The organism is Subtercola boreus, assembly GCF_003399625.1.
In the GTDB taxonomy this organism is placed as follows: Bacteria; Actinomycetota; Actinomycetes; order Actinomycetales; family Microbacteriaceae; genus Subtercola; species Subtercola boreus_C.
On record NZ_NBXA01000001.1, the window covers coordinates 65,467 to 90,698 of the forward strand.

At 64.0% G+C, this 25,232-nt stretch carries 23 protein-coding genes and 2 tRNA genes; 15 read left to right on the forward strand and 10 right to left on the reverse strand.

What is annotated here, in order from left to right; all coding sequences use genetic code 11:
• Positions 1 to 21: 21 nt before the first annotated feature.
• Entirely contained in the window at positions 22 to 360 is a 339-nt protein-coding gene (gene rnpA, locus B7R21_RS00355) for a ribonuclease P protein component (protein WP_116281268.1), read from the reverse strand.
• Between the two features lie 39 nt (positions 361 to 399).
• Positions 400 to 537 (reverse strand): 50S ribosomal protein L34, encoded by a 138-nt coding sequence (gene rpmH / locus B7R21_RS00360; RefSeq protein WP_022895130.1) that lies wholly within the window; start codon positions 535 to 537, stop codon positions 400 to 402.
• Positions 538 to 858: 321 nt separating this feature from the next.
• Between rpmH and dnaA the strand changes: the two genes are divergently transcribed.
• From dnaA to B7R21_RS00410, 10 genes are all read left to right on the forward strand, one after another.
• Positions 859 to 2,289: a chromosomal replication initiator protein DnaA gene (dnaA, locus tag B7R21_RS00365; RefSeq protein ID WP_116281269.1), complete on the forward strand. Its 1,431-nt coding sequence runs from the start codon at positions 859 to 861 to the stop codon at positions 2,287 to 2,289.
• Positions 2,290 to 2,643: 354 nt separating this feature from the next.
• Complete coding sequence (dnaN, locus tag B7R21_RS00370; protein ID WP_116281270.1) at positions 2,644 to 3,789, forward strand: DNA polymerase III subunit beta; 1,146 nt, start codon at positions 2,644 to 2,646, stop codon at positions 3,787 to 3,789.
• Between the two features lie 35 nt (positions 3,790 to 3,824).
• Positions 3,825 to 4,712 carry a phosphogluconate dehydrogenase (NAD(+)-dependent, decarboxylating) gene (gene gnd, locus B7R21_RS00375; RefSeq protein ID WP_116281271.1) on the forward strand — a complete coding sequence of 296 codons (888 nt, stop codon included), beginning with the start codon at positions 3,825 to 3,827 and terminating at the stop codon, positions 4,710 to 4,712.
• Positions 4,713 to 4,772: 60 nt separating this feature from the next.
• Positions 4,773 to 5,975 carry a DNA replication/repair protein RecF gene (gene recF / locus B7R21_RS00380; RefSeq protein WP_116281272.1) on the forward strand — a complete coding sequence of 401 codons (1,203 nt, stop codon included), beginning with the start codon at positions 4,773 to 4,775 and terminating at the stop codon, positions 5,973 to 5,975.
• The gene (locus tag B7R21_RS00385; RefSeq protein WP_253259553.1) at positions 5,968 to 6,489 is read left to right on the forward strand and encodes a DUF721 domain-containing protein; all 522 of its coding nucleotides are present in this window, start codon (positions 5,968 to 5,970) and stop codon (positions 6,487 to 6,489) included. Before recF ends, B7R21_RS00385 begins: the two co-directional genes overlap by 8 nt.
• A 120-nt stretch (positions 6,490 to 6,609) precedes the next feature.
• On the forward strand, positions 6,610 to 8,571 hold the full coding sequence (gene gyrB / locus B7R21_RS00390) for a DNA topoisomerase (ATP-hydrolyzing) subunit B (RefSeq protein WP_116281273.1): 1,962 nt from the start codon (positions 6,610 to 6,612) through the stop codon (positions 8,569 to 8,571).
• A 52-nt stretch (positions 8,572 to 8,623) separates the two neighbouring features.
• Complete coding sequence (gyrA, locus tag B7R21_RS00395; RefSeq protein WP_172591991.1) at positions 8,624 to 11,212, forward strand: DNA gyrase subunit A; 2,589 nt, start codon at positions 8,624 to 8,626, stop codon at positions 11,210 to 11,212.
• A gap of 4 nt (positions 11,213 to 11,216) precedes the next feature.
• Complete coding sequence (locus tag B7R21_RS00400) at positions 11,217 to 11,627, forward strand: DUF3566 domain-containing protein (protein ID WP_116281274.1); 411 nt, start codon at positions 11,217 to 11,219, stop codon at positions 11,625 to 11,627.
• A 63-nt stretch (positions 11,628 to 11,690) separates the two neighbouring features.
• Positions 11,691 to 11,764: transfer RNA gene (locus B7R21_RS00405), tRNA-Ile, on the forward strand.
• A gap of 54 nt (positions 11,765 to 11,818) precedes the next feature.
• A tRNA-Ala gene (locus B7R21_RS00410) sits at positions 11,819 to 11,891 on the forward strand.
• A 211-nt stretch (positions 11,892 to 12,102) separates the two neighbouring features.
• Here B7R21_RS00410 and B7R21_RS00415 read toward each other — a convergent pair.
• Complete coding sequence (locus B7R21_RS00415) at positions 12,103 to 12,630, reverse strand: hypothetical protein (protein WP_116281275.1); 528 nt, start codon at positions 12,628 to 12,630, stop codon at positions 12,103 to 12,105.
• Positions 12,631 to 12,769: 139 nt separating this feature from the next.
• On the opposite strand from B7R21_RS00415, the gene B7R21_RS00420 reads away from it, so the two are divergent.
• Together B7R21_RS00420 and B7R21_RS00425 are read left to right on the forward strand one after the other, a co-directional pair.
• The gene (locus B7R21_RS00420; protein WP_116281276.1) at positions 12,770 to 13,309 is read left to right on the forward strand and encodes a peptidylprolyl isomerase; all 540 of its coding nucleotides are present in this window, start codon (positions 12,770 to 12,772) and stop codon (positions 13,307 to 13,309) included.
• Positions 13,310 to 13,350: 41 nt separating this feature from the next.
• A complete protein-coding gene (locus tag B7R21_RS00425) occupies positions 13,351 to 14,235 on the forward strand; it encodes a rhomboid family intramembrane serine protease (protein WP_116281277.1) in 885 nt (294 codons plus the stop codon).
• Between the two features lie 159 nt (positions 14,236 to 14,394).
• On the opposite strand, the gene B7R21_RS00430 is transcribed toward B7R21_RS00425, so the two are convergent.
• The gene (locus B7R21_RS00430; protein ID WP_116281278.1) at positions 14,395 to 14,634 is read right to left on the reverse strand and encodes a cell division protein CrgA; all 240 of its coding nucleotides are present in this window, start codon (positions 14,632 to 14,634) and stop codon (positions 14,395 to 14,397) included.
• 106 nt (positions 14,635 to 14,740) lie between these two features.
• On the opposite strand from B7R21_RS00430, the gene B7R21_RS00435 reads away from it, so the two are divergent.
• From B7R21_RS00435 to B7R21_RS00440, 3 genes are read left to right on the forward strand one after another with little or no spacing between them, the layout of a single operon-like run.
• Positions 14,741 to 15,652 (forward strand): class E sortase, encoded by a 912-nt coding sequence (locus tag B7R21_RS00435; protein ID WP_253259554.1) that lies wholly within the window; start codon positions 14,741 to 14,743, stop codon positions 15,650 to 15,652.
• Positions 15,653 to 15,655: 3 nt separating this feature from the next.
• Positions 15,656 to 15,817 carry a hypothetical protein gene (locus B7R21_RS19905; protein WP_172591992.1) on the forward strand — a complete coding sequence of 54 codons (162 nt, stop codon included), beginning with the start codon at positions 15,656 to 15,658 and terminating at the stop codon, positions 15,815 to 15,817.
• The gene (locus B7R21_RS00440) at positions 15,814 to 16,452 is read left to right on the forward strand and encodes an anthranilate synthase component II (protein ID WP_116281280.1); all 639 of its coding nucleotides are present in this window, start codon (positions 15,814 to 15,816) and stop codon (positions 16,450 to 16,452) included. The genes B7R21_RS19905 and B7R21_RS00440 overlap by 4 nt, the downstream gene beginning before the upstream one ends.
• 26 nt (positions 16,453 to 16,478) lie before the next feature.
• Here B7R21_RS00440 and pknB read toward each other — a convergent pair whose 3' ends face one another.
• The 6 genes from pknB to B7R21_RS00470 all read right to left on the reverse strand — a co-directional run bounded on the left by pknB (position 16,479) and on the right by B7R21_RS00470 (position 24,965).
• Positions 16,479 to 18,233: a Stk1 family PASTA domain-containing Ser/Thr kinase gene (pknB, locus tag B7R21_RS00445; protein WP_116281281.1), complete on the reverse strand. Its 1,755-nt coding sequence runs from the start codon at positions 18,231 to 18,233 to the stop codon at positions 16,479 to 16,481.
• 86 nt (positions 18,234 to 18,319) lie between these two features.
• Complete coding sequence (locus B7R21_RS00450) at positions 18,320 to 20,167, reverse strand: serine/threonine-protein kinase (RefSeq protein WP_116281282.1); 1,848 nt, start codon at positions 20,165 to 20,167, stop codon at positions 18,320 to 18,322.
• Positions 20,164 to 21,618 (reverse strand): penicillin-binding transpeptidase domain-containing protein, encoded by a 1,455-nt coding sequence (locus B7R21_RS00455; RefSeq protein ID WP_116281283.1) that lies wholly within the window; start codon positions 21,616 to 21,618, stop codon positions 20,164 to 20,166. The genes B7R21_RS00450 and B7R21_RS00455 overlap by 4 nt, the downstream gene beginning before the upstream one ends.
• A gap of 5 nt (positions 21,619 to 21,623) precedes the next feature.
• Entirely contained in the window at positions 21,624 to 23,030 is a 1,407-nt protein-coding gene (locus B7R21_RS00460) for an FtsW/RodA/SpoVE family cell cycle protein (protein WP_253259555.1), read from the reverse strand.
• Positions 23,023 to 24,270, reverse strand: a complete 1,248-nt coding sequence (locus tag B7R21_RS00465; protein ID WP_116281284.1) for a PP2C family protein-serine/threonine phosphatase — start codon at positions 24,268 to 24,270, stop codon at positions 23,023 to 23,025. The genes B7R21_RS00460 and B7R21_RS00465 overlap by 8 nt, the downstream gene beginning before the upstream one ends.
• 11 nt (positions 24,271 to 24,281) lie before the next feature.
• Positions 24,282 to 24,965: an FHA domain-containing protein FhaB/FipA gene (locus tag B7R21_RS00470; protein ID WP_116281285.1), complete on the reverse strand. Its 684-nt coding sequence runs from the start codon at positions 24,963 to 24,965 to the stop codon at positions 24,282 to 24,284.
• Positions 24,966 to 25,232 lie beyond the last annotated feature (267 nt).

Genomic DNA, 25,232 nt, shown 5'->3' on the forward strand with positions numbered 1-25,232 from the left:
TCTGTGTTGCAACCAGAGAGCTCACGAAATCACCTTAGCCTTGGTGAACGAGCGGATCACTTCGCGTTCGAGGGACGCGAAGCTGGATGTCGCGGCACCCGGAAGCGCCCGGATCACGATCTCGATGCCCGGTTCGACGGTCGACTGAAGGGAATAGCAGACAGCTTTCAATCGGCGCCGCACACGGTTGCGTGTCACAGCCACACCGACAGCCTTCGAGACGATGAAACCGAAACGAGCCGGCGATCCACCGTCACGGCGAATGTAGGTCACCGTGTTCGGCCCCGAGAATCTGGCGCCCCGACGTACGGCAGCACGATATTCGTCTGCTGTCGTCACCCGAGCGGTCTTGGCCAGCACCTGGAGCGAAATCGTCTCGAAGGGTATTCGCGCGAGGAGTTACGCCGAGAGCTCGGTGCGGCCCTTGCGACGACGTGCCGAGAGGATCGCGCGACCGGCGCGGGTACGCATGCGCAGGCGGAAACCGTGCACCTTGGCGCGACGACGGTTGTTCGGCTGGAAGGTTCTTTTGCTCATGATGTTTTCTCCGTGGCCCAGCCATTTGCGCCGGGAAGCTTCGTAAGGGTGTGCTTCTGCACACAAGTCAACTGATTAAAACTACGGCTTGAGGTGCCAATGGTCAAACTCAAACCGGCCAAACGCCCAATTATCCACAGTCGATTACCAGAGGCTCGCGAAGACACGCGGCGTGGGTCACAATCGACTTGATCTGGCTCCCGGCAGTCACTAGCTTAGATCCTTAGGTTTGTGACAGTGGTCTTGGGGAAGCAGTCACGCATTCCATGTGGTCTTCCCGGCATCCGCTCGGATCCACTCACCCCTCTCGACAGGAGTTCCATGGCCGACGATCCCGGTTCACCGGAAGCCAACTGGCGCACCGTTCTCACTGCTCTGTCGAATGACGAGAGAATAACGCCCCAACTGCACGGCTTCCTGGGGCTCGTCGTACCCAAGGGCATCATGGCGGGATCCTTCTACCTCGAAGTGCCGAACGATCTGACCCGTGGGATGCTCGAACAGCGCATCCGGGTTCCGCTGCTGTCAGCCCTGGGCCGCCTCGACGAATCCTATGGCGTGAGCAACTTCGCGGTGGTCGTCAACCCCGACATCAGCGGCAACGACTACCTCCAGCAGGCAGAGGTCAGCGAGATCGTCCCGACACCCCCGGCCGGTTATGTCGAGACGACACCGGTGCAGGAGACAGTCGGTCCTCTTCGCAACAACGACACCCGCCTCAACCCGAAGTACAGTTTCGACAACTTCGTGATCGGGGGATCCAACAGGTTCGCCCACGCGGCAGCCGTCGCCGTCGCCGAAGCACCGGCCAAGGCGTACAACCCCCTCTTCATCTACGGCGATTCGGGGCTCGGCAAGACACATCTGCTGCACGCCATCGGTCACTACGCGATGAGCCTCTATCCCGGTGTGCGGGTTCGCTACGTCAGCTCTGAGGAGTTCACGAACGACTTCATCAACTCGATCGCCAACAACCGGGGTGCCGCCTTCCATTCGCGCTACCGGGACATCGATCTACTGCTGATCGACGACATCCAATTCCTGCAGGGCAAAGCGGAGACCCAGGAAGCGTTCTTCCACACCTTCAATACGCTGCACGATCACAACAAACAGGTGGTCATCACAAGCGACCTGCCACCGAAGCACCTCACCGGTTTCGAGGACCGGATGCGAACACGGTTCGAGTGGGGTCTCATCACCGACGTGCAGACTCCCGACCTCGAGACGCGTATCGCGATCCTTCGAAAGAAGGCCCAGAGCGAAAGGCTCCAGGTCCCCGACGAGATCCTCGAATACATGGCCTCCAAGGTCTCCTCCAATGTGCGCGAGCTGGAGGGCACGCTCATCCGTGTCACCGCCTACGCCAGTCTCACGCGGAACCCTGTCGATCTCGCCCTGGTGCAGACCGTCTTGAAGGACCTCATCACCCTCGACGACGACAACGTCATCGCGCCGGTCGACATCATCGGACACACCGCGGAGTACTTCAAGCTGTCGGTGGATGACCTCTACGGTTCCTCGCGCTCCCAGGCCATCGCCACAGCCCGACAGATCGCTATGTATCTCTGCCGCGAACTGACAAGCCTGTCCCTGCCGAAGATCGGCCAGCTGTTCGGAGGGCGTGACCACACCACGGTCATGTACGCGAACAACAAGATCGGCAAGCTCATGACAGAGAAGCGTTCGATCTACAACCAGGTGACAGAGATCAGCAGCAGGATCAAGCACAATCAGCGCTACAAAGGCATCTGAAAAGGCTGTTTCCACATGTTGTGCACAACCCTGTGTATAACTGCCCCGGAATTGTTCACTGTCTGTGGGAAGTTGTGGGATCGGGTCGGCCGTCCTGTCGTCCACATCATCTGAATGACAAGAGTTCTCCGCAGAGTTTCTACATCTCACACGGTTGTAGTTCCCATACGAATACAGTGATCCACACCGGTTCTCCACATATCCACGTCGGTTAAGAACATTAATTCTTAATCCATTAATCAATCCGGCCAACAACTTTTACGGGCAGCACTTCAGCGAGGTTCGGCGCACACGCTCCCTCCCGCTACGGGCTAGCATTGACCCGACCGAGACACGTGACCACTGAGGTGAAGAGTGAAGTTCCAAGCCAACAGAGACGTTTTCAGCGAAGCCGTATCCTTCGCCGTCAAGCTGCTGCCGCAACGAACCACCCTGCCGATCCTGAGTGGTGTGCTGATCGAAGCCAGCGGTGACGGGCTGACCCTCTCATCCTTCGACTACGAGGTGTCTTCGCAGACGCAGATCACGGCCGACGTCGAAGAGCCCGGCCGGGTCCTGGTTTCGGGAAGACTGCTCTCCGACATCGCGAACAGGCTTCCCAATGCTCCGGTGCGCTTCTACACCGAGGACACCCACATCATCGTCACTGCGGGCTCGGCGAAGTTCACGCTGCTGAACATGCCGGTCGAGGAATATCCGAGCCTCCCCGTCGTCGGCGAACAGTCCGGCCTGTTGAAGTCCGACGACTTCTCCGCGGCGATCGCCCAGGTGGCGGTCGCCGCATCCCGTGACGACGTGACCCCCGTCATCACCGGGGTACAACTCGAGATCTCGAACAACAGCCTCTCGCTGGTGGCGACCGACCGATACCGAGTCGCGGTCCGCAACATCGACTGGGATTCGGGAACGTCGGACATCGAGACCGCGACTGCACTCGTGCCGGCCAAGACACTCCAGGAGATCGGCAAGACGTTCGGCAACAGCGGCACGATCTCGGTGGCCATCACGAACACCGACGATCGCGAACTCATCGCGTTCAGAGCCGACCGCAAGACGGTGACCTCACTTCTGATCAAGGGGAACTTCCCGCCGGTCAAGCGGCTCTTCCCCGAATCCGTCGAGAACTATGCGGTCATCAACACAGCCGACCTCATCGAGGCGACCAGGCGTGTCTCGCTCGTGCTCGAGCGTGAAGCCGCGCTTCGGTTCACCTTCACCATCGATGGGGTCACTCTCGAGGCGATCGGTTCTGAACAGGCCCAGGCCTCCGAATCGATCGACGCCCTGCTCACCGGCACAGACACCGTCGTCTCGCTGAAACCCCAGTTCCTGCTCGACGGTCTCGGAGCGGTGCATTCCGAGTACGTCCGGATCTCCTTCACCAAGACCGACAACCCCAACAAGCCGGGTCCTGTTCTGATCACGAGCCAGTCCTCGAAGGATCAGCCGGGTTCGGATGACTACAAGTACCTGCTTCAACCGAACCTGCTTCTGCGCTAGAGCTTGATCTGCGCTGCAGCCACAGAGGAGACATCGTGAATCTCGGACTCATCGGCCTGGGTAAAATGGGCAACAACATGCGCGAGCGTCTGCGCGCAGCCGACATCGACGTGGTCGGTTACGACAACAATCCGGCCGTGAGCGACGTGGCGGATCTCGCAGCTCTGGCAGCAGCCCTGCCGGCACCCCGCATCGTCTGGGTCATGGTTCCCTCGGGCGCCATCACGGATTCCGTCATCAACGACCTCGCCGGTGTGCTCGAAGCGGGTGACCTCGTCATCGACGGTGGCAATTCACGGTTCACCGAAGACTTCAAGCATGCAGAACTCCTCGCACCCAAGGGGATCTCCTTCATGGATGCCGGTGTCTCCGGAGGCATCTGGGGTCTCAAGAACGGATACGGGCTCATGGTCGGCGGTAAGAAGGACGACGTCGACCGCGCCATGCCGATCTTCGATGCGCTCCGTCCCGAGGGCCCGCGCGACGAGGGGTTCGTCCACGCGGGCGAGGTCGGAGCGGGCCACTACGCCAAGATGGTGCACAACGGCATCGAGTACGCGCTGATGCAGGCGTATGCCGAGGGCTACGAGTTGCTCGACACCAAGAAGGACATCATCAAGGATGTCACCGGAACGTTCAAGGCCTGGCAGCGCGGCACCGTGGTGCGCTCCTGGCTCCTCGAGCTCCTGGTTCTGGCTCTCGAACAGGATCCTGAATTCGAGGACATCGAGGGGTACGTCGACGATTCGGGTGAGGGTCGCTGGACCATCGAGGAAGCGCTCGCCAACGCGGTGCCCGTTCCGACGATCAGCGCGTCGATCTTCGCGCGATTCGTCTCCCGCCAGGAGGACTCGCCGTCGATGAAGGCTGTGGCAGCGCTCCGCAACCAGTTCGGCGGCCACGCTGTCAAGAAGGCCGACTGACAGAAGGTGAGAGCGCCACGCGACACAGCGTGACGCATCCCCTCCTGTGAGAAGTTTCTCGTGCTCGTTCGACATCTCAGCCTCACCGACTTTCGCAACTACTCTGTCGCCGACGTCGAGCTGGATGCCGGCCCGAATCTCTTCGTGGGGAGCAACGGGCAGGGAAAGACGAATCTCGTCGAGGCGCTCGGATATCTGAGTACGCTCGGTTCGCATCGCGTGTCAGGCGATCAGGCCCTGGTCAGGATGGGACAGCAGGCCGCGATCATCCGGGCCCGGCTCGAGCACCAGAACCGGGAGATCCTGGTCGAGGTGCAGATCAACCGCTCGGAGGCGAACCGCGCCCAGGTCAACCGGTCGGTGACAAAGCTCCGCGAGATCCCCCGTTTCTTCTCGAGCGTGCTTTTCGCTCCCGAAGACCTGGCACTCGTGCGGGGCGATCCTTCAGGCCGCCGGCGCTTCATCGACCAGTTGTTGTTCGCACGCAGTCCCCGACTGGCGGGTGTCGCCACCGACTACGACAGGGTGCTCCGCCAGCGGAACACCCTGTTGAAGTCTGCCCGCAATTCCGGTGTCAAGACCAATCAGCTCTCGACACTGGAGATCTGGGATGACCGGCTCGTGGTTCTCGGATCCGAACTCATTGCCGAGCGCGATGCGCTGGTCACGCAATTGCGACCCTTTGTCGAGAAGGCCTATCTCGCTGTGGCGGGGGCCGATCACTCACCGAGGATCACCAGCCGGCTCAGTATCCTGTCGCCGTCGTCCGCTTCGTCTGGTGGCTCGGACGACGAACTCGACGACCAGACCGGTGTTTCGGCGGAACGCTTCGGCTCGCCGTTTCGACGGTCCGAGGTCGAGGTGCAGTTCCGCGCCGCCCTTGCCGGGCTCCGCCGACAGGAGCTCGACCGCGGAATCACGCTCTGCGGTCCGCATCGAGACGATCTCCTCTTCGAGCTCAATGGGCTCCCCGCAAAGGGATACGCAAGCCACGGCGAATCCTGGTCGTTCGCACTCGCCCTCAAACTGGCCTCGGCAGATCTCCTCCGCACGGACTCGGCGACGGGGGATCCCGTCGTCATCCTCGACGATGTCTTCGCCGAACTCGACAAGGCGCGGCGTTCCCGGCTGGCAGCTGCGGTTGCCGACTACGAACAGGTTCTCATCACCGCCGCGGTGTTCGGCGATGTTCCCGACGGGCTCACCGCGCACACCGTGCACATCTCGGCGGGAACGATCGTGACGGAGGCCGTCGGTGCCTGATGCGGATCCCGTCGACGAGGCGGCGGCGCTTCCCGAGAACGAATCGCAGGCCGTCTATCTGCGGTTCAAGAAGGTCTTCGGCGATTCGCGGCTGATGAGCAGGACGCGACTACGGCAACGCCGGCAGCCCGCAGGCGAGACCGTTCCGTATGGTCTGGGGAGAGATCCCAGGGGGATCAGTTCGGTGATGGATTCCCTCACCAACGAGCTGGGTTGGTCCGGGTCACTGGCGAAGTCCGACCTCATGCTCGCGTGGAAGGAGATCGCCGGCGACGAAACAGCTGAACACAGTCATCCGGTAGGAATCACAGACCAGGTTCTGAGCGTGCAATGCGATTCCACCGCCTGGGCAACTCAGTTGCGATTGATGCGCACGATGATCCTGACACGCATCGCCCAACAGTTCCCCGAGGCCGGGATTGAGTCAGTTCGGTTTTTGGCCCCTGACGCCCCGTCCTGGAAAAGAGGCTCCAGATCAATTCCAGGGCGGGGTCCACGCGATACCTACGGGTAGCAAGGCAAAACAGGTCACCGGGCAGAAATAAAGCCGCCAGAAGGCCTTCAAAGCCGCCTGTCGAAGCATTGTTTTGTTAGAATGAAGGGTCTGCCAATCTGCTTTGGAGCCCTTATATCCATGACATCCCCACTTGACCAAGCCGACTCCGAAGATGAATATGGCGCCGACGCCATCCAGATCCTCGAAGGCCTCGAAGCGGTTCGCAAACGCCCCGGCATGTACATCGGTTCCACTGGTCCGCGGGGGCTCCACCACCTGGTCTACGAGGTCGTCGACAATTCGGTCGACGAGGCACTCGCCGGGTACTGCGACACCATTGGCATCACCATGCGAAAGGATGGCGGCATCCGTGTCGTCGACAACGGCCGTGGCATCCCGGTCGATCTGAACAAGCATGAGAACAAGTCGACCGTCGAAGTGGTGCTGACCATCCTGCACGCGGGCGGCAAGTTCGGTGGCGGTGGGTACTCCGTGTCCGGTGGCCTCCACGGTGTGGGAATCTCCGTCGTGAACGCCCTCTCCGCAGAACTCGATGTCGAGGTGCGCCGCCAGGGCCACGTCTTTCGGCAGAGTTACAAGCACGGAGTTCCCGAGGCTCCACTCGAACAGGGTGAGGCCTCGGCCGAGACCGGGACGACGGTCACATTCTGGCCGAGCCGCGAGACCTTCGAGACGGTCGAATTCGACTACGAGACCCTCCGGGCACGCTTCCAGCAGATGGCGTTCCTGAACAAGGGACTCCGTCTCACCCTCACAGACGAGCGCGGGGAAGAAGACGTCGTCGTCAGCTACCTCTATGAGAAGGGTCTCGTCGACTATGTCGAGTACCTCAATCGCTCGAAGAAGAGCGAACTCGTACACGATGAGGTCATCTCGTTCGAGAGCGAGGACACCGACCGCAAGATCTCGCTCGAAGTGGCGATGCAGTGGACCAACGGGTACACCGAGAGCGTGCACACCTACGCGAACACCATCAACACGCACGAGGGCGGCACGCACGAAGAGGGGTTCCGCGCTGCGCTCACCTCCCTTGTCAACAGGTACGCCCGCGAGAAGCAGATCCTGAAGGAGAAGGACGAGAACCTGACGGGCGACGACGTTCGCGAGGGTCTCACTGCCGTCGTCTCCATCAAGCTCGCAGAACCGCAGTTCGAGGGCCAGACGAAGACCAAGCTCGGCAACACCGAAGCGAAGGCGTTCGTGCAGCGTGTCGCCGGCAAGGAGCTCGCCGACTGGTTCGACCGCAAGCCGACAGAGGCCCGCGAGATCATCCGCAAGGCCATCCAGGCTTCGCAGGCACGAATGGCTGCTCGTAAAGCGCGCGAGCAGACTCGTCGGAAAGGCCTGCTCGAGGGTGGCGGCATGCCCGGCAAGCTGAAGGACTGCTCGAGCCGTGACCCCGTCAAGAGCGAGATCTTCATCGTCGAGGGTGACTCCGCCGGCGGTTCCGCGATCCAGGGTCGCAACCCTGAGACGCAGGCGATCCTGCCCCTTCGCGGCAAGATCCTGAACGTCGAGAAGGCGCGACTTGATCGGGCCCTCGGAAACAACGAGGTCCAGGCGATGATCACCGCCTTCGGCGCGGGCATCGGCGAGGACTTCAATCCCGACAAGGCCAGATACCACAAGATCGTGCTCATGGCAGACGCCGATGTCGATGGGCAGCACATCACCACCCTGCTGCTCACGCTCGTGTTCCGTTATATGCGCCCGCTCATCGAACTCGGCTATGTCTACCTCGCAATGCCTCCGCTCTACCGCCTGAAGTGGTCGAACGCGCCGCACGAGTACGTCTACTCGGATGCGGAGCGGGATGCGCTGCTCGCCCATGGCCAGGCCTCCGGGAAGCGCATTCCGAAGGAGAACGCCATCCAGCGCTACAAGGGTCTGGGCGAGATGGACTACCGCGAGCTCTGGGACACCACGATGGATCCCGAGACTCGCACGCTCCGACAGATCACCCTCGACGATGCGGCTGCAGCAGACGAGATCTTCTCGACGCTGATGGGCGAAGACGTCGAGTCGAGGCGCAACTTCATCCAGAAGAACGCCAAAGACGTTCGTTTCCTCGACATCTGATACTCCCAGGGCGCCCTGCAAGCGGGCGCCCTCCAACTGATCGAAGAGAACTATGACTGACGAAAATCCTCCGGTCGACCCCGGCGTGCCCGCCGACTCGATCGCCCCCGATTCGCGCGGCATGACGACCGACCGTATCGAGCAGGTCGACCTCCAGCTCGAGATGCAGCGCTCGTACCTCGACTACGCGATGAGCGTCATCGTCGGGCGCGCGCTTCCCGACGTGCGCGACGGCCTGAAGCCCGTTCACCGCCGTGTGATCTACGCGATGTACGACGGCGGTTACCGGCCCGATCGGGCCTTCTCGAAGTCGGCTCGCGTCGTCGGCGAAGTGATGGGACAGTTCCATCCGCACGGTGACACATCGATCTACGACGCTCTGGTGCGTCTCATCCAGCCGTGGAGTCTCCGCTATCCGCTGGCCCTCGGCCAGGGCAACTTCGGTTCGGCCGGCAACGATGGCGCTGCTGCCCCCCGGTACACCGAGACGAAGATGGCTCCGCTCGCGCTCGAGATGGTGCGCGACATCCAAGAGGAGACGGTCGACTTCCAGGACAACTACGATGGCCGCACGCTCGAGCCCGTCGTGCTGCCGAGCCGGTTCCCGAACCTGCTGGTCAACGGATCCGTCGGCATCGCGGTGGGAATGGCCACGAACATCCCGCCGCACAACCTCCGCGAGGTGGTCTCCGGCGCCGTCTGGTACCTCGAGAACCCCGATGCCACGCGCGAAGAGTTGCAGGATGCACTGATCCAGCGCATCAAGGGGCCCGACTTCCCGACCGGCGCGCAGATCCTCGGTGTCAAGGGCATCCACGACGCCTATCGCACCGGCCGCGGGTCGATCACGATGCGGGCCGTCGTCAGTGTTGAGGAACTGCAGGGCCGCACTTGCCTCGTGGTCACCGAACTCCCCTACCAGGTCAACCCCGACAATCTCGCGATCAAGATCGCGGAACTGGTCAAGGACGGCAAGATCGGCGGCATCGCCGACATCCGTGACGAGACCTCCGGTCGCACCGGCCAACGCCTCGTCATCGTGCTGAAGCGCGACGCGGTCGCGAAGGTCGTGCTGAACAACCTCTACAAGCACACCTCGCTGCAGGAGAACTTCGGCGCCAACATGCTCGCCATCGTCGATGGAATCCCGCGCACGTTGCCGGTCGACGGCTTCATCACCGAGTGGGTCGCCCACCAGATCGATGTCATCGTCAGGCGCACCCAGTTCCGGCTGCGCCGCGCCGAAGAGCGCATGCACATTCTGCGTGGGTACCTGAAGGCTCTGGATGCCCTCGACGAAGTGATCGCGCTCATCCGGCGCTCATCGACCGTCGATGACGCACGAACCGGTCTGATGGACCTCCTCGATGTCGATGAACTCCAGGCCGACGCGATCCTGGCGATGCAGCTGCGTCGCCTGGCGGCTCTCGAACGACAGAAGATCGTCGACGAGGCATCCGAACTGCAAGTCGAGATCGATGGTTTCCATGTCATTCTCGGCAGCCCGGAGCGCCAGCGCGAGATCATCATCTCCGAAGTGAGCGAGATCGCGGCGAAGTTCGGTGACGACCGGCGCACCGAGATCATGTTCGGTTTCGACGGCGACATGAACATGGAAGACCTGATCCCCGAAGAGGAGATGGTCGTCACCGTCACCCGGGGCGGTTACATCAAGCGCACCCGGAGTGACAACTATCGCAGCCAGCACCGCGGCGGCAAGGGCGTCAAGGGAGCGCAGCTGCGGGCGGATGACGTCGTCGACCACTTCTTCGTCACCACGACCCACCACTGGCTTCTGTTCTTCACCAACACGGGGCGGGTCTACCGCGCAAAGGCCTACGAGTTGCAGGAGGCCGGGCGGGACGCGAAGGGACAGCACGTCGCAAACCTGCTCGCGCTGGCACCCGATGAGAAGATCGCCCAGATCCTCGACATCCGGGACTACAAGACAGCCACGTACCTGACTCTCGCCACGCGCGACGGGCTGCTCAAGAAGACGGCGCTCAGCGAGTACGACACGAACCGTTCCGGTGGCATCATCGCGATCAACCTCCGTGAAGGCGACGAGCTCGTCTCGGCCCTCCTGGTGGAGGAGACGAGTGATGTGCTCCTCGTGTCGAAGAAGGGCATGAGCATCCGGTTCACCGCGTCGAACGAGGCCCTCCGGCCGATGGGACGATCGACCGCGGGCGTCATCGGCATGAAGTTCCGTAACGACGACTACCTGCTCGATGCCTCGGTCGTGTCCGACAACGGGTTCGTGTTCGTGGTGACCGAGGGCGGGTTCGCGAAGCGCACCTCGGTCGACCAGTACCGGCTTCAGGGCAGAGGTGGTCTCGGCATCAAGGTGGCGAAACTGCAGGAGGCCCGGGGAGACCTCGCCGGCTCCTTGATCGTCGACGAGGAGGACGAGGTCTTGGTGGTTCTTGCCAGCGGCAAGGTGGTACGCTCCTCCGTGGCTGAAGTCCCGGCCAAGGGCCGAGACACCATGGGTGTTGTCTTCGCGAGATTCGCTGAAGACGATCGGATCATCGCGTTGGCCAAGAACACCGAACGCACCGTTGTTCTGGAAGAGATCGCCGACGCGGAAGCGCCGGTCGAGCCTCTCGACGAAGCGGCGGATGCTGGAGAGGAAAGCTAGACCCATGAGTAATGTGGCCGAGAAGCTCGCCAAGAAGTCATCACGTCCCGCCCAAGCCAAGCAGGTGCGTCTGCGCCTGGTGTACGTCGACTTCTGGTCGATCCTGAAGCTGTCGTTCCTCTGGTCGATCATCCTCGGCATCGTCACCGTCGTCGCGACGTTCCTCATCTGGTCGCTGCTGAACCAGACCGGAGTCTTCGACTCCGTGAACAAGGTGCTCACGGAGATCGCCGGAACGGGCAGCAACTTCAACATCAATGAGTTCGCATCCCTCGGCCAGGTGATGGGATTCGCGATCATCGTGGCGATTCTCGACGTGATCGTGATCACCGCGCTCGGCGCAATCGCCGCCGTTCTCTACAACCTGACGGTGAAGATCACCGGCGGAGTGATGCTCGGTTTCACAAACAAGTAGGTTTTGGGTAAGATCGTAAAGTTGCGTTTCTTGGAGAGATCCGGGGGGTGCGACAGCCCAGACGGGGGTATAGCTCAGTTGGTTAGAGCGCTTCACTGATAATGAAGAGGTCCCAGGTTCAAATCCCGGTACCCCCACCCGTGTTGGCTGGACAGAGCGATTGCCGTGCAATCGCGTCCTGCGGCGGAACTGGGGCCTTAGCTCAATTGGTAGAGCGCCTGCTTTGCAAGCAGGAGGTCAGGAGTTCGATTCTCCTAGGCTCCACGTAAAAAGACCGGCTTCGGCCGGTCTTTTTACGTGGAGCTGCGATGCCTATTCCTGGCTTCGCCGGTCCCTGCCCGGCGAACGCGGCGAAAAGCGCGCCGCGCGCGGGCGCCACGCTTTTCGCTTCGCCATTTTCGTCCAGCCACAGACGATCAATGAAAAAGCCCGGCGACCCCATAGGGCGCCGGGCTTCTCCCAGGTCTTGCGGGGGTCAGGCTGTGGGGGTGTCGATCTCGTCTTCGGAGATCCACAGCTCGTCGTCGGCACGGAACGTCTGCCAGACGGCGTAGCCGATGCCCACCAGGGCGACCGCACCCGTGACCAGGGCGACATAGGTGCCGGCGTGCGACGACTTCTTCGCAGCCTTGGGGCTGACCTTGGCGATGGCGCCCTTGACGGTCTTGTTGTCGCTGAGGCCGACGGCCCCGGCAGCCGAGGCCAGACCGCCGCCGATAGCGGGAAGCACATCGGAGTTGAACTTCTTCTTGGCCTGGTCGCCTGCGACCCTCACGGAAGCAAGGCTGTGAGCCGTCGACTGGGCGATCGAGTCGGATGCGCTCTTCGTCGCGGTGCGGACGCGGGGAACGACCTCTTCCTTCGTGTACTCACCGAGCTGGAGCTTCGCCTCGCGTGCAACGTGGTTGGCACGATCCAGGATCTCCTGCTGGTCACTCCAGAGCTTGTCTGCACTCGAACGCAGATTCTTGAGCGCCTTCTGGCGTTTACGGGTGAGACTCATCAGAAACCTCCATCGGCTGAACGCGGTCGGGACAATCTTGCCACGCAATGAAGCGCGGCCACACATCGAGACCTGACTATCCTCCGACTTTACGCTGACCCTTGACTGTGTGCGGCAGCCCATGTGTGAGAATTGAGGCATGGCCAAGCACACCCACGTCGCGACTCTCCACACGAATCTCGGCGACATCACCGTCAACCTCTTCGGCAACCACGCTCCGCAGACTGTCAAGAACTTCGTCGAGCTCGCGCAGGGCTCCCGTGAGTGGACGGACCCGAAGACGGGAACCGCTACGAACGCCAAGCTCTACGACGGCAGCATCTTCCACCGCATCATCCCGGGCTTCATGATCCAGGGCGGCGACCCGCTCGGCAACGGCACCGGCGGCCCCGGTTATCGTTTCAACGACGAGATCAGCCCCGACCTCGACTTCACCCAGTCCTATATCCTCGCCATGGCCAATGCCGGCATCCAGGGCGGCCAGGGAACCAACGGTTCCCAGTTCTTCATCACCGTCGGCGCCACGACGTGGCTCCAGGGCAAGCACACGATCTTCGGTGAGGTCGCCGACGACTCGTCACGGCGTATCGTCGACAAGCTCGCAGCGGTTGCCACGGACTCGTACGACCGCCCCCTCGACGCCATCGTGATCGAGAGCGTCGAGGTCGCCGACGCGTAGGTGAGGCGGTCGAGCAGCCGGCGACGCGCGATGGTGTTCCCGTGACATCCGTTCCTGAGACGTCGTCGAACGTCTGCTATCGCCATCCCGACCGGCAGAGTTACATTCTCTGCCAGCGGTGTGGAAAGACGGTCTGCCCGGAGTGTTCCGTGCAGGCGGCGGTCGGGGTGCACTGCGTGGACTGTGCGCGGGAGGCCCGGCAGGGTGGTCAGTACAAGCGGCGGCCCGCATTTGTTCGGGCGGCGCGATCGGCCGGTCGTTCGTCGAGCACACCTGTCGTGACGTACGCCATCATGGCGGTCACGGTTTTCGTCTTCATCCTGCAGGCGATTCCCGGGTTGGGTGTGACTGGCGCCCTGCAGTTCGCCGGTGCCTATGTGCAGCCCGGCGCCGGCTATTCGGTCGGGTTCGAACCCTGGCGCATGATCACCTACGCGCTGGTGCACACGCCGTTCGCGATCAGTTCGCCGTTCACGATCCTGCACATTCTCTTCAACATGTATTCGCTCTACATCTTCGGGCGGATCCTCGAGCCGATGATCGGTCGTTGGCGTTTCCTTGCGCTGTACGTGATCTCCGCGGTGGGAGGTGCGCTGTCGGTCGACCTGCTCAACGGCCCCGGCCAGCCGGTCATCGGCGCATCGGGTGCGATCTTCGGTCTGATGGCTGCGTTCTTCATCATCGCGCGGAAACTCGGCGGCAACACCTCGCAGCTGATCGTTCTGGTTGTGCTCAACCTGGCCATCGGGTTCATCATCCCGGGAATCTCGTGGCAGGCCCATATCGGCGGCCTGATTGCGGGCGGCCTTGTGGGACTGATCTACATAGAGACAAGGCAGCGGCAGCGGCAACCCGCGCAGATACTCCTCACAGCGTCGGTGCTCGCCCTGATCATCGCCGCGACTGTCGTCCGCTCACTCGTCTGAGGACTGGCGCCGGACGTGTGCCACCCCAGAGTTCTGCACAGACATCTGTGTAGAGAATTGTGGAAACAGACAAGTTATCCACAGGTTTATTAACATTGGGGATAATTACACCCGTGTAATTAGCCCCGGGCGCTGAAGCCAGCGGTCGGGAACTTCAGGTCAGCGCCAGCGGGTCGTCATGAGGAAGCCGATGAAGGCGATCCCGAAGCCGATGAGGATGTTCCAGCTGCCGAGACCCGGAACGGGCAGCACGCCCTGGCTCACGTAGAACACGATGATCCAGGTGAGGCCGAGGAGCATGAAGCCGAACATCACGGGCTTGAACCAGACCGGATTCGGGCGCGACTCTTCACTCGTTCTCTGAACGACTTGCTGGGAACGGGTCTTTTCGCGGGCCATGCCGATGATTCTAGCTGGGAATACTGGCGGCCTGCAGGATGTGCACCCTTGATACGCTGGGCATGGATTCAGCATCCCGCGATCCAGTTCTCCTAAGATGGCCGGCGTGACAGATATATTCTCACTTCTTCCGGGCGAGCCCGAGCCAGAGCGACGCGCCCGCAGAGAGCCGGAGGCTCCCGAGGGGGAGCCGACAGGCCAGCCCGCGTCTGGGCCGAGCAGCGACAGGCGGCCCCGCGACAACCGTGGCCGATCGCGCTCCGTGGTGCGGAGCGCGATCGGCGTCGCCGGTGAGTTGCTCATCACCGCTGGCGTCCTCGTCTTCCTCTTCCTCGGCTGGCAGCTCTGGATCCAGGGCATCGCCCTGAACAACACGCAGACGAACGAGGCGTCGGGCCTCTCCCAGCAGTGGAACGCCTCGCCCGTCGGGCCTGTTGCCCCTGCGAGCACCGACCCCGCTGCGTCGACCGGTGCTCCGCCCGCAGACGGGTCGGGCGGTGTGGCTCCCATTGTCATGGCGGCACCCGCCGAGACAAAACAGTTCGCTGTTCTCTACGTACCCCGGTTCGGCGCGGACTACAAGCGAACGATCGCTGAGGGTGTGGATGCCAAAGCGGTGTTGAACGCCGGCGGCGCCGGGCACTACGAACAGAGCGCGATGCCGGGTGCCATGGGCAACTTCGCGATCGCCGCCCACCGCGATGGCTGGGGCAGCCCGTTCATCAAGATCAACGAGTTGAAGATCGGTGACCCCATCTATGTCGAGACGCAGGACGGGTGGTACACCTACCGCTATCGCGACACCGAGTACGTCACGCCTGAGGGGGTCGACGTGCTGAGCGCTGTGCCCCAGGTTCCGGATGCTGCACCCACCGACCGGCTCATCACGCTGACGAGCTGCAATCCCCTGTACATCGCGTCTGAGCGGATCATCGCCTACGGTGTGCTCGACTCGTTCACTCCGCGGAGCGCCGGCGCCCCCGCCGAGATCGCCGGCCTCACCGGAAAGGGGGCCTGATCCGTGTACGGTTCGCTGTGGAGAGTGCTTCCCGGGCCCGTGTGGCTGCGCATCCTGATGGTCGTCGTCGCTGTGGCGATCATCCTGTTCGCCCTCTCGACCTGGGTCTTCCCGCTCGTCGACGGGCTGTTGACACCCGGCCAACCCGTTACGGTTGATCCATGACCCACGTGCTCGTCATCGACAACTACGACAGCTTCGTCTACACGCTGAACGGGTACCTGCACCAGCTCGGTGCTGAGACGACCGTCGTGCGGAACGATGCCTTCACCGTAAACGATGCTGCCGCAGCGCTGGAGAACTACGACGCCGTGCTGATCTCCCCCGGGCCCGGCAAGCCATCAGACGCCGGGGTCTCGATCGCCATCGTGCACGCGGCCATCGCTTCGGCCAAGCCCTTGCTCGGAGTGTGCCTCGGGCACCAGGCCATCGCGGAGGCGATGGGGGCGACGGTGACCAACGCCGAGGAGCTGATGCACGGCAAGACGTCGGTGATCGTGCACGACCAGAGCCCGTTCTACGAGGGTGTCAGCCAGAACTTCCTGGCGACACGGTACCACTCGCTTGCTGTGGTCGACGGAACGGTGCCCGACGTTCTCGTCGTGACATCACGCACTGAGGGCGGCGTCATCATGGGACTCCGGCATCTGAGTGCACCTGTCTTCGGAGTCCAGTTCCACCCCGAGTCGGTGCTCACGGAGGGCGGATACCGGATGCTCGCCAACTGGCTCGGCGTCGCGGGTCTTGCTTCGGCACAGGAGGCCGCCGACGGTCTCAGTCCGCTGGTTCGGATCGGCTGAACCGACGGGATACGGCAGGCCGCAGTTCAGCCCGCGGGTGTCGCCGATGGCGTCGGTGTGGACGTCGGCGGCGGCGGCGGCGGAGCTCCCGTGCAGTAGGTGAGCGTGATGTCGGCCGCCTGCGGGCCGTCCCCCGCTGCGATGGACTGGTTCGTGACGGGGCTCTGGCCGCTGGCCGCGCAGGTGTCGTCCGCTGCGGCGCTCACCCGGTAACTGATCGCCTGCAGGGAGACGGTGGCCTGGTCGAGGGGCATGTTGACGACGTTCGGTACGGTCACGAGCCCGTTCGACACGACGAAGGTCACTGTGTTTCCAGCGAAGCTCTGTGTTCCGGCCGTCGGGGTCGTACTGATGATGACGTCGGCGGGGATGGTGGCCGAATTCTGTTTCGTCGTGGCTCCGACCGTCATCCCGAGCGCGGTGATCGTCGGCGTCGCCGCTGCGACGGTGGTGCCCACGACGCTCGGCATGGAGACCGGCTTCGGGCCGAGTGACACATAGACGCTGATGAGGGTCTTCGGTTGCACGACGGTGCCCGCATCGGGATCGGTGCGCACCACCTCACCCGTCGGCACGGTGGCGTCGTTGACGTCGTACCGCTGGGTCACGAGATCAAGCTGCTGCAGCGTCGCGTTCGCGCTGTCGTAGGTCTGGCCCGTCATCGCGGGAACCACCGGATAGACGGTGGAGATCGGGTTGCCCTCTTTGAGCCCGAACACCCAGAAGAGGATGGAGATGAGAATCACCGCAACAGCGATGATGCCGGCCCAGATCCAGATGACCGGCGGACGGGACTGGGTGCGCACCGTGTACTCGTCGTCACCGGCGAGCTGCGTCAGTGCCGTGTCGGATCCGGCCGTCAGGGTCGGCGGAGCGCCGAAGAGCGAGGACTGGAAGTCCTCTTTCGGAAGACGTTTCGAGGGGATCTTCCCGGCACCGGCGATCTGCAGGTCGACCTTGAAGTCGGCGGCGCTCTGGAACCGTGCGAACTTGTCTTTGGCCAGTGCGTGGGCGACCACCTGGTCGAGCGCCGGAGACACCTTCGGGTTGATCGAGCTCGGCGCCACCGGGGCCTCGCTGACGTGCTGGTAGGCGACGGCGACCGGGGTCTCGCCCCGGAACGGCGCACGGCCGGTGAGGAGCTCGAACAGCACGATGCCGGTCGAGTACAGGTCGGTGCGGGCATCCACCGATTCGCCGCGTGCCTGTTCCGGCGAGAAGTACTGCGCTGTTCCGAGGATGGCGGTGGTCTGGGCGACCGTGGCCGACGAGTCCGAGATGGCGCGGGCGATCCCGAAGTCCATCACCTTCACCTGGCCGGAGGTGGTGAGCATGATGTTGCCGGGCTTGATGTCGCGGTGCACGACACCGGCGCGGTGCGAGTACTCGAGGGCGGTGAGGATGCCGTCGGTGATTCGCACGGCCTCTGCCGGATCGACAGGACCCTGCCGGATGAGATCCTTCAGCAGGATGCCCTGCACATACTCCATCACGATGAAGGGCACGATGGCTTCGCTGCCGCCCGTCTCGGCGACACGCTCCTCCCCGGCATCGAAGACGCGAACGATGGTCGGGTGCGCCATCCGCGAGGCGGCCTGCGCTTCCTGGCGGAACCGCGTGCGGAAGATCGGATCCCCGGCGAGCGATGACTTCAGGAGCTTGATCGCCACCGGTCGGCCGAGCCGCTCGTCGCGGCCGACATAGACGTTGGACATCCCTCCGCGGCCGATGATCTCACCAATGCGGTATCGCCCGGCAAGAAGGCGATTGTCATCGGTCACGGTGAGGCTCCATGCTCTGTTGGCCGGAGGGCCAGTACGGGGTCAGGTGGCGGAAGGACGGTCTGATGCTGGACGAACGGGGGAATTCAGCCCTTGGCCGGTGACGAGGGTGTCGCTGACGGCGTCGGGGTTGTCGGGGCGGAGATGGTGAGTTCCAGGGTCGGCGAGGACTCCGACTGCAATCCGCTCGATGCTCCGGTTGCCGTGCAGGTCACCTTGTAGCTGATGGTGATGGGCCCCGCTGTGGCCGGCGCAGTGAGTGCGGCGCCCGGGGTGGTTCCGGGCTGGATGTTCACCGTCGCTCCACCGGCATCGAGGTCGTAGCTCGTGAGGTTCGTGCCCGACGGGCAGTTGTAGGCGCCCCAGGCCAGCCGGAACTCGGTACCGGTGGTGACCGACTTCGGCGTTGCCGTCGGGGTGGAGGTCGGAGTGGGCGGGGCCACCGCATCACCGTAGACGGTGAGGTTGATGGTCGTGCCCTTGGGGATGTTGCCGACAGGGCTGACCGAGTAGACCACATCGACGAGGTCCGTGCTCGGGGCGGAGTTCTTCGTGACGCGCTCGGCTCCGAGGCCGAGTGCCGAGAGCACCGCAGCCGCCTGGTCGAACGACTTGCCCTTCAGATCCGCCTCGTTGACGACCACCGTGTTGGAGGCGGTCGTCGGCGTAGGGGTGCTCGGCGGCGGTGAACTCGGAGCGGGCGAGGATGCAGGGGTCGACGAGTTGGTCGCCGGAGTGGCAGTGTTCGAACTGTTGTTCGTCGCCAGGGCGAAGATCGTGCCACCCAGCACGAGCACGAGGATGATGATCAGCACGATGAGCGGCCACGTCCACGGGCTCCGTGACTTCTTGACCGGTTCGCCGTCGTCACCGCCACCGGCGAGGATCGATGCCGTTGCGGGGCCGTTGGGAGTCCCGGATCCGGTGCCGGCGCCGCCGATCAGCGAACCGAATGCCGCACCCGCTCCTGCAGCACCGGCCGTGCCGAGCACGGTCGTCGCCTGCGTCGTATCTGCCGCTTCGCCGCCCGCTGTCGGCATCAGCATGGTGGCGGTGTCGGCGGGAGCGGATCCGCTGCCGAGAATGGCGGGTACAGCAGCGGCCGCAAGCGCGATGTCACCCTGGCGGAGCGCCGTGGCGGCGCGAGCGAGAGCTGCACACGAAGCCGGACGGTCTGCCGGCTTCTTGGCGATGCAACTGAGCACCAGGTTGCGCACGGGTTCGGGGATGCTCGTCGGAAGGGGCGGGGGCGCATCGTTGATCTGCGCCATCGCGATCGCGACCTGGGACTCGCCGGTGAACGGGCGTTTGCCGGCGAGGGACTCGTAGGCGACGATGCCGAGGGAGTAGATGTCGGTGGTGGATGAGGCGGACTGACCACTCGCCTGTTCGGGCGAGAGGTACTGCACGGTTCCCATGACCTGCCCGGTTGCCGTGAGCGGCACCTGGTCTGCGATGCGGGCGATGCCGAAGTCGGTGATCTTCACGCGGCCGTCGGGTGTGATCAGCAGGTTGCCCGGCTTGATGTCGCGGTGCACCAGACCGGCGTTGTGTGCGGCCTGGAGAGCGGATGCCGTCTGTGCGACGATGTCGAGCACCCGGTCGGTCGAGAGCACATGCTCCCGCTCGAGGATGGCCGACAGTGCCTCGCCCGGCACGAGTTCCATGACGAGGTAGGCGCTGCCCTCTTCTTCGCCGTAGTCGAACACGTTGGCGATGCCCTCGTGGTTGACCAGGGCCGCGTGGCGTGCCTCGGCGCGGAAGCGTTCGAGGAAGCCCGGGTCGCCGAGGTACTCGTCTTTCAGGATCTTGATCGCGACGTTCCGACCGATGACAAGGTCGGTCGCCTGCCAGACCTCGCCCATTCCACCGATCGCGATACGCGTGGAAAGCTCGTACCTTCCCCCGAAGGTGAGCCCTGCTGTGGGTCTCATTTGTTCAGCACCGCCTCAAGTACTTTTTTGGCGATCGGAGCAGCAACTTCGTTGCCTGACCCGGATTCGCCTAGTCCGCCGCCATTTTGTACCACTACTGCAACTGCAACCTGTGGGTTGTCTGCAGGAGCGAAACCTGTGAACCAGAGGGTGTACGGATCGCCCGTCCCGTTCTCCGCTGTTCCCGTCTTACCGGCCACACTGACTCCCTCTATTCTTGCATTAGTCGCTGCGCCGGAATTGACAGCCTCGACCATCCATGAGGAAAGTGTCGAAGCTGTTACCGAAGTGATCGGTTGCGAGAGGGTCTTCGGCTCGAACTGCTTCAGAACGGTCAGGTCGGGCGCGCGGATGTCGTCGACGAGGTTCGGCTGCATGATCGATCCTGCGTTCGCCACCGCCATCGACTGCTCGACGATCTGCATCGGGGATGCCCGCACGCTGGCCTGGCCGAACGATGAGAGCGCGAGCGTCGCGTCGTCCTCCACGGGCGGGAACTGGCTCGCCTGCACGGGGATGGGTGTATCGAACCCTGCGTCGTAGCCGTAGGCCTTCGCCATGTCGGTGAGGCCCTTCTGGCCCATCTCGACGCCGAGTTCCGCCATCGGGATGTTGCAGGAGAGCACGAAGGCGGTCTTGATGCTGACCGTGCCGCCGGGGCCGCATGTTCCACCGCCCGCATTCTGCACGGTGCGATCGCTCTCGGGCAGGTTGTAGAGAGCAGGGTTCGGCAACTGGTGGTCTTCGGTCAGGCCGGCGTTCTGCAGGGCGGCGGACGAGGTGACGATCTTGAAGGTCGAGCCGGGCGGATCGAAGTTGCCGTTGAGCGTGCGGTTGATCAGGGGGTTGCCGGAGTCGGCGATGAGCGCGTTGTACTGCGCGATCACGGAGTCGGTGTCGTGCACGGCGAGCACGTTCGGGTCGTAGTCGGGCTTCGAGACCATGGCGAGGATGCGCCCGGTCTTCGGTTCGACGGCCACGATGGCGCCCTGGAGGTCACCGAGGGCGTCGTAGGCGGCTTGCTGCACCTTCGGGTCGATGGTCAACTCCACAGAGGCGCCCTGGGGGTTCTGGCCGGTGACGATGTTGTTCAGTTGGCTGAGGAACTGCGATCCGGAAGTTCCGCTGAGCTCCTCGTCGAGGGCGTCCTCGATGCCGCTCGAACCCTGGTCGAGCGTGTAGTACCCCGTGACGGCGCTGTAGAGCGGCCCGTTCGTGTAGGTGCGCTGGTACTTGTACTGGTCTGCAGAGGGCACGCTCTGGGCGATCGGCTGCCCGTCGACGAGGATCGCCCCGCGCTGGTTCGAGTAGCTGTTGTTGATCGTGCGCGCGTTGCGGGAATCGCCGGCCAGGGCATCCGCCGAGAAGAACTGGATGGTCGTGACCGACAGGAAGAGTGCGGCGAACATCGCCAGGATCACGATGGTCACACGTTTGAGTTCGCGGTTCATGGGCTCTAGACCACCAGCCTGGGCTGATTGCGGACGGTGTCCGACAGGCGGAGCAGCAGCGCGACGATGATCCAGTTCGCGACCAGGGATGACCCACCGGCGGCGAGGAACGGGGTTGTGAGGCCGGTGAGCGGGATGACCCGGGTGACGCCGCCGATGACGATGAAGCACTGCAGGGCGATGACGAAGGTGAGGCCGATCCCGAGCAGCCGACCGAAGTCGTCTGTGCCGGCGAAGCTGATCCGGAGCCCCCGTGCGATGAAGAGCAGGTAGAGCGCGAGGATCGCGAACAGGCCGGCCATCCCGAGCTCCTCGCCGAGGCTTGCGACGATGTAGTCGCTCTGGGCGAGCGGGGTGATGTCGGGCTGGCCCTGGCCGAGGCCTGTGCCGATGAGCCCGCCGTTCGCGAGGCCGAACAGGCCCTGGACGAGCTGGTAACTGCCGCCCTGGGCGTCGTAGTTGGTCGTGGAGAAGGGGTCGAGCCAGTTCAAGAAGCGGTCGTTCACATAGACGAGCACCCGGCTGGCGATGAGGGCGCCGCCGAGGAACAGCCCGACGCCGATGATCACCCAGCTGAGCCGGGCCGTCGCAACGTAGATCATCACGACGAAGAGCCCGAAGTAGAGCAGGGCGGTGCCCAGGTCGCGCTGGAAGATGATGACCGACATCGAGGCGGCCCAGATGACGAGAATGGGGCCGAGGTCGCGCCCGCGCGGGAAGCGCATGCCGAGGAACTTGCGACCGACGACCGACAGGCTGTCGCGCCGGGAGACGAGATACCCGGCGAAGAAGATCGCCAGGGCGATCTTGGCGACCTCGCCCGGTTGGAAGCTGAGCGGACCGATACCGATCCAGACCCGGGCCCCGTAGATCTCCTTGCCGATCCCGGGCAGGAGCGGCAGAACGAGCAGCACGCCCGACAGGGCCATGAAGACGTAGGTGTACCGCTGCAGCACCCGGTGGTTGCGGAGCGCGATGATCACGACGAGAGCCGCGACGATCGCGATGGCGCTCCAGACGACCTGGCGGACGGCCGTGCTGTCCCAGCCCGTCGACCCCGGGATCTGCAGGTCGATGCGGTAGATCTCGGCGATGCCGATGCCGTTCAGCAGGGTCGCGATCGGGAGGATGAACGGGTCGGCGTTGGGCGCGACGAACCGCAGCGCGATGTGGGCGCCGATCACGAGCACCGAGAGGCCGGCACCGAGCAGGGCGACCTGACCGTAGTCCACGGCGCCTTTCGCACCGAGCTGCACGAGTACCACAGCGCCCGCGTTCACGAGGCAGGCGAGGAGGAGAAGGAAGATCTCGAGGTTGCGGAGCTTTTCGGGCACATGGATGCGCCGCACCGGCTTGGTCGCCGGGGCCGCCTCCGTGGTGGATGCCGCCACCACGCCGCCGCCGCTAGCCACTCGGCACCGTCAGGCTGATGCTCTGCACGGTCGCCCGCGCGGCATCGATGGAATCGGCGCTGATCGTGTTCTGCACCTGGGTCTGCATGTACATCGGCAGTTTGTCGACGCTGATGCCGGTGTCTTCATAGACATGCGAGAGGGTGATGGGCCCCAGGGTCTGCTGAACGCCCTGGTAGATCGCAACGTGGCCGTTCGTCTGGCCGACGAAGTAGCGCGACTGCGTCCACTGGTAGGCGAGCAGCAGGCTCGCGGCGATCACCAGCAGCACGACGATGCTGCCGATGAGCCAGGTGACCTTGCGTCTGCGGCTGCGGCGGCGGTCCTCGTCGATCAACTCGTCGAGATAGTCGTCGCCCTGCGCCTCGAAGTGGGAGGGTTCCTGGGAACCACTGCCTCTCGGGTGCAGGCGGAGCCCGGGCATCCGTGACGACTTGCGGCCCTGCGCGCCACCGTAGGCGACAGGTCGGGATGCCGCTCCGACGGTCTGTGGGATGTAGGTGCTGCCGGTGAAGGACTCGCTGATGTCGACGACCACGACGGTGACGTTGTCCGGTGCCCCGTGGTCGAGGCTCTCTGCGACGAGCGTGTCTGCGACGGCCTGCGGGGCCGGGTTCTCAGCGAGGGCCTTCGCGATGTCGTCGTTCTCGACCACACCGGTCAGCCCGTCGGAGCAGAGCAGCCAGCGGTCACCCGGCCGGGTGTCCATCACCTGCAGGTCGACGTCGGGGGTGGAGTCGACATCGCCGAGAACCCGCATCAGCACCGAGCGCCGCGGATGCACCTTTGCCTCCTCGGCGGTGATGCGCCCGTTGTCGACCAGGCGCTGCACGAAGGTGTGGTCGGTGGTGATCTGGGTGAGCTTGCCGTCGCGGAACCGGTAGATGCGCGAGTCGCCGATGTGGGCGAGGGCGACGCTGTGGCCGACGCGCACCAGTGCCGAGAGGGTCGTGCCCATTCCGGTGAGTTCTGGATGCTCGTACACGGCTTCGGCAAGGATCGCGTTTGCGCTGACAATGGCTTCCTGCAGTGCGAACTCCGCATCGACGGCCGAACTGTACTCGCCGTCGATCTCGAGGAGTTTGTTCAGCGCCAGGGCGCTGGCCACGTCACCGCCGGCGTGGCCGCCCATGCCGTCGGCAACAGCGAACAGGGACTGGCCGGCATAACCGCTGTCCTGGTTGTTCGCCCGCACGCGGCCCACATGGGAGACCGCGGCGCTCTCCGTCACCAATGGCATGACCGGCCCGCCTAGCGCCGCAGTTCAAAACTGGTGGAACCAATTCTGACCGGGGTGTTGAGGGCGACGGGAGTGGGCTGGGTCACGCGCTTGCCGTCGAGGTAGGTGCCGTTGGTGGAGTCGAGGTCCTGGATGACCCACTCGTTGTTCCAGTTGAGCAGGCGCGCGTGGTGGGTGGAGGTGTAGTCGTCGCGGATGACCACACTCGAGTCCGTCGAACGGCCGATGGTCAGGGGGTCGACGCCGAGCTCGATCTCGGTTCCCGCCTTCGTGCCCGAGGTGATGACCAGCTTGTGCGCGTTGCTCGTGGTGGCACGCGGATGCACCCCGGCGCTCGACCCTTCGAGGGGCGTGAACACGGGGATCTTCGACTGCGGCGGCGGAGTCGGCGGATGGGACGTTCCCGGCAGCCCGGCAGCGGACGCTGCTGCCCCGACGACGACGCCCTGGGCTCCACGCGAAGCGGCAGAGGGTTGGACCGGAGGCGCACCGACGGCTGCGTTGACGGGCGGCGGCGAGAAGCCGGGAGCGCCTGAGCTCCCGGGCGGTGCTGCCGCGGTGCCCGCGGGGTCGCGCATCTTGCGAACACGCTGGCCGAACAGGTCGGAGCGCATCGCGTACACGATGACGAACACGAAGACCCAGAGCAGTGCGAGAAAGCCGAAGCGAAGTATCAGGAGGGTGAGTTCGCTCATAGATTCCACCGGAATCCGCCGGGTTCCGGTGGATCCTTCTCCGGTGCGGGTGCGTCGAGCGGGAACGGTGCGTCGGAGTCCGCAGCCCCGGCCGCTCTGCTGTTGCCAGCGCCGGCACTGTCGCCGTTGTCGTCGCGGTCGGCCCGGCGGGGTCTCTGGGGTGCCCGCTTGGCCCTCCGTGGAGACTCGGCCCGCTCGGCTTCGGCGGCGGCCGCTGCCGCACGGCGGGGGGAGTCGGATGCCGGGGGGCGCGCGGGTGCGGGAGGC

Bases quoted from the DNA above. Each gene is read 5' to 3' on its own strand.
- rpmH (WP_022895130.1), bottom strand. From the start codon at position 537: ATGAGCAAAAGAACCTTCCAGCCGAACAACCGTCGTCGCGCCAAGGTG.
- dnaA (WP_116281269.1), top strand. From the start codon at position 859: ATGGCCGACGATCCCGGTTCACCGGAAGCCAACTGGCGCACCGTTCTC.
- gyrB (WP_116281273.1), top strand. From the start codon at position 6,610: ATGACATCCCCACTTGACCAAGCCGACTCCGAAGATGAATATGGCGCC.
- gyrA (WP_172591991.1), top strand. From the start codon at position 8,624: ATGACTGACGAAAATCCTCCGGTCGACCCCGGCGTGCCCGCCGACTCG.
- B7R21_RS00400 (WP_116281274.1), top strand. From the start codon at position 11,217: ATGAGTAATGTGGCCGAGAAGCTCGCCAAGAAGTCATCACGTCCCGCC.
- B7R21_RS00415 (WP_116281275.1), bottom strand. From the start codon at position 12,630: ATGAGTCTCACCCGTAAACGCCAGAAGGCGCTCAAGAATCTGCGTTCG.
- B7R21_RS00420 (WP_116281276.1), top strand. From the start codon at position 12,770: ATGGCCAAGCACACCCACGTCGCGACTCTCCACACGAATCTCGGCGAC.
- B7R21_RS00430 (WP_116281278.1), bottom strand. From the start codon at position 14,634: ATGGCCCGCGAAAAGACCCGTTCCCAGCAAGTCGTTCAGAGAACGAGT.
- B7R21_RS00440 (WP_116281280.1), top strand. From the start codon at position 15,814: ATGACCCACGTGCTCGTCATCGACAACTACGACAGCTTCGTCTACACG.
- B7R21_RS00450 (WP_116281282.1), bottom strand. From the start codon at position 20,167: ATGAGACCCACAGCAGGGCTCACCTTCGGGGGAAGGTACGAGCTTTCC.
- B7R21_RS00455 (WP_116281283.1), bottom strand. From the start codon at position 21,618: ATGAACCGCGAACTCAAACGTGTGACCATCGTGATCCTGGCGATGTTC.
- B7R21_RS00465 (WP_116281284.1), bottom strand. From the start codon at position 24,270: ATGCCATTGGTGACGGAGAGCGCCGCGGTCTCCCATGTGGGCCGCGTG.
- B7R21_RS00470 (WP_116281285.1), bottom strand. From the start codon at position 24,965: ATGAGCGAACTCACCCTCCTGATACTTCGCTTCGGCTTTCTCGCACTG.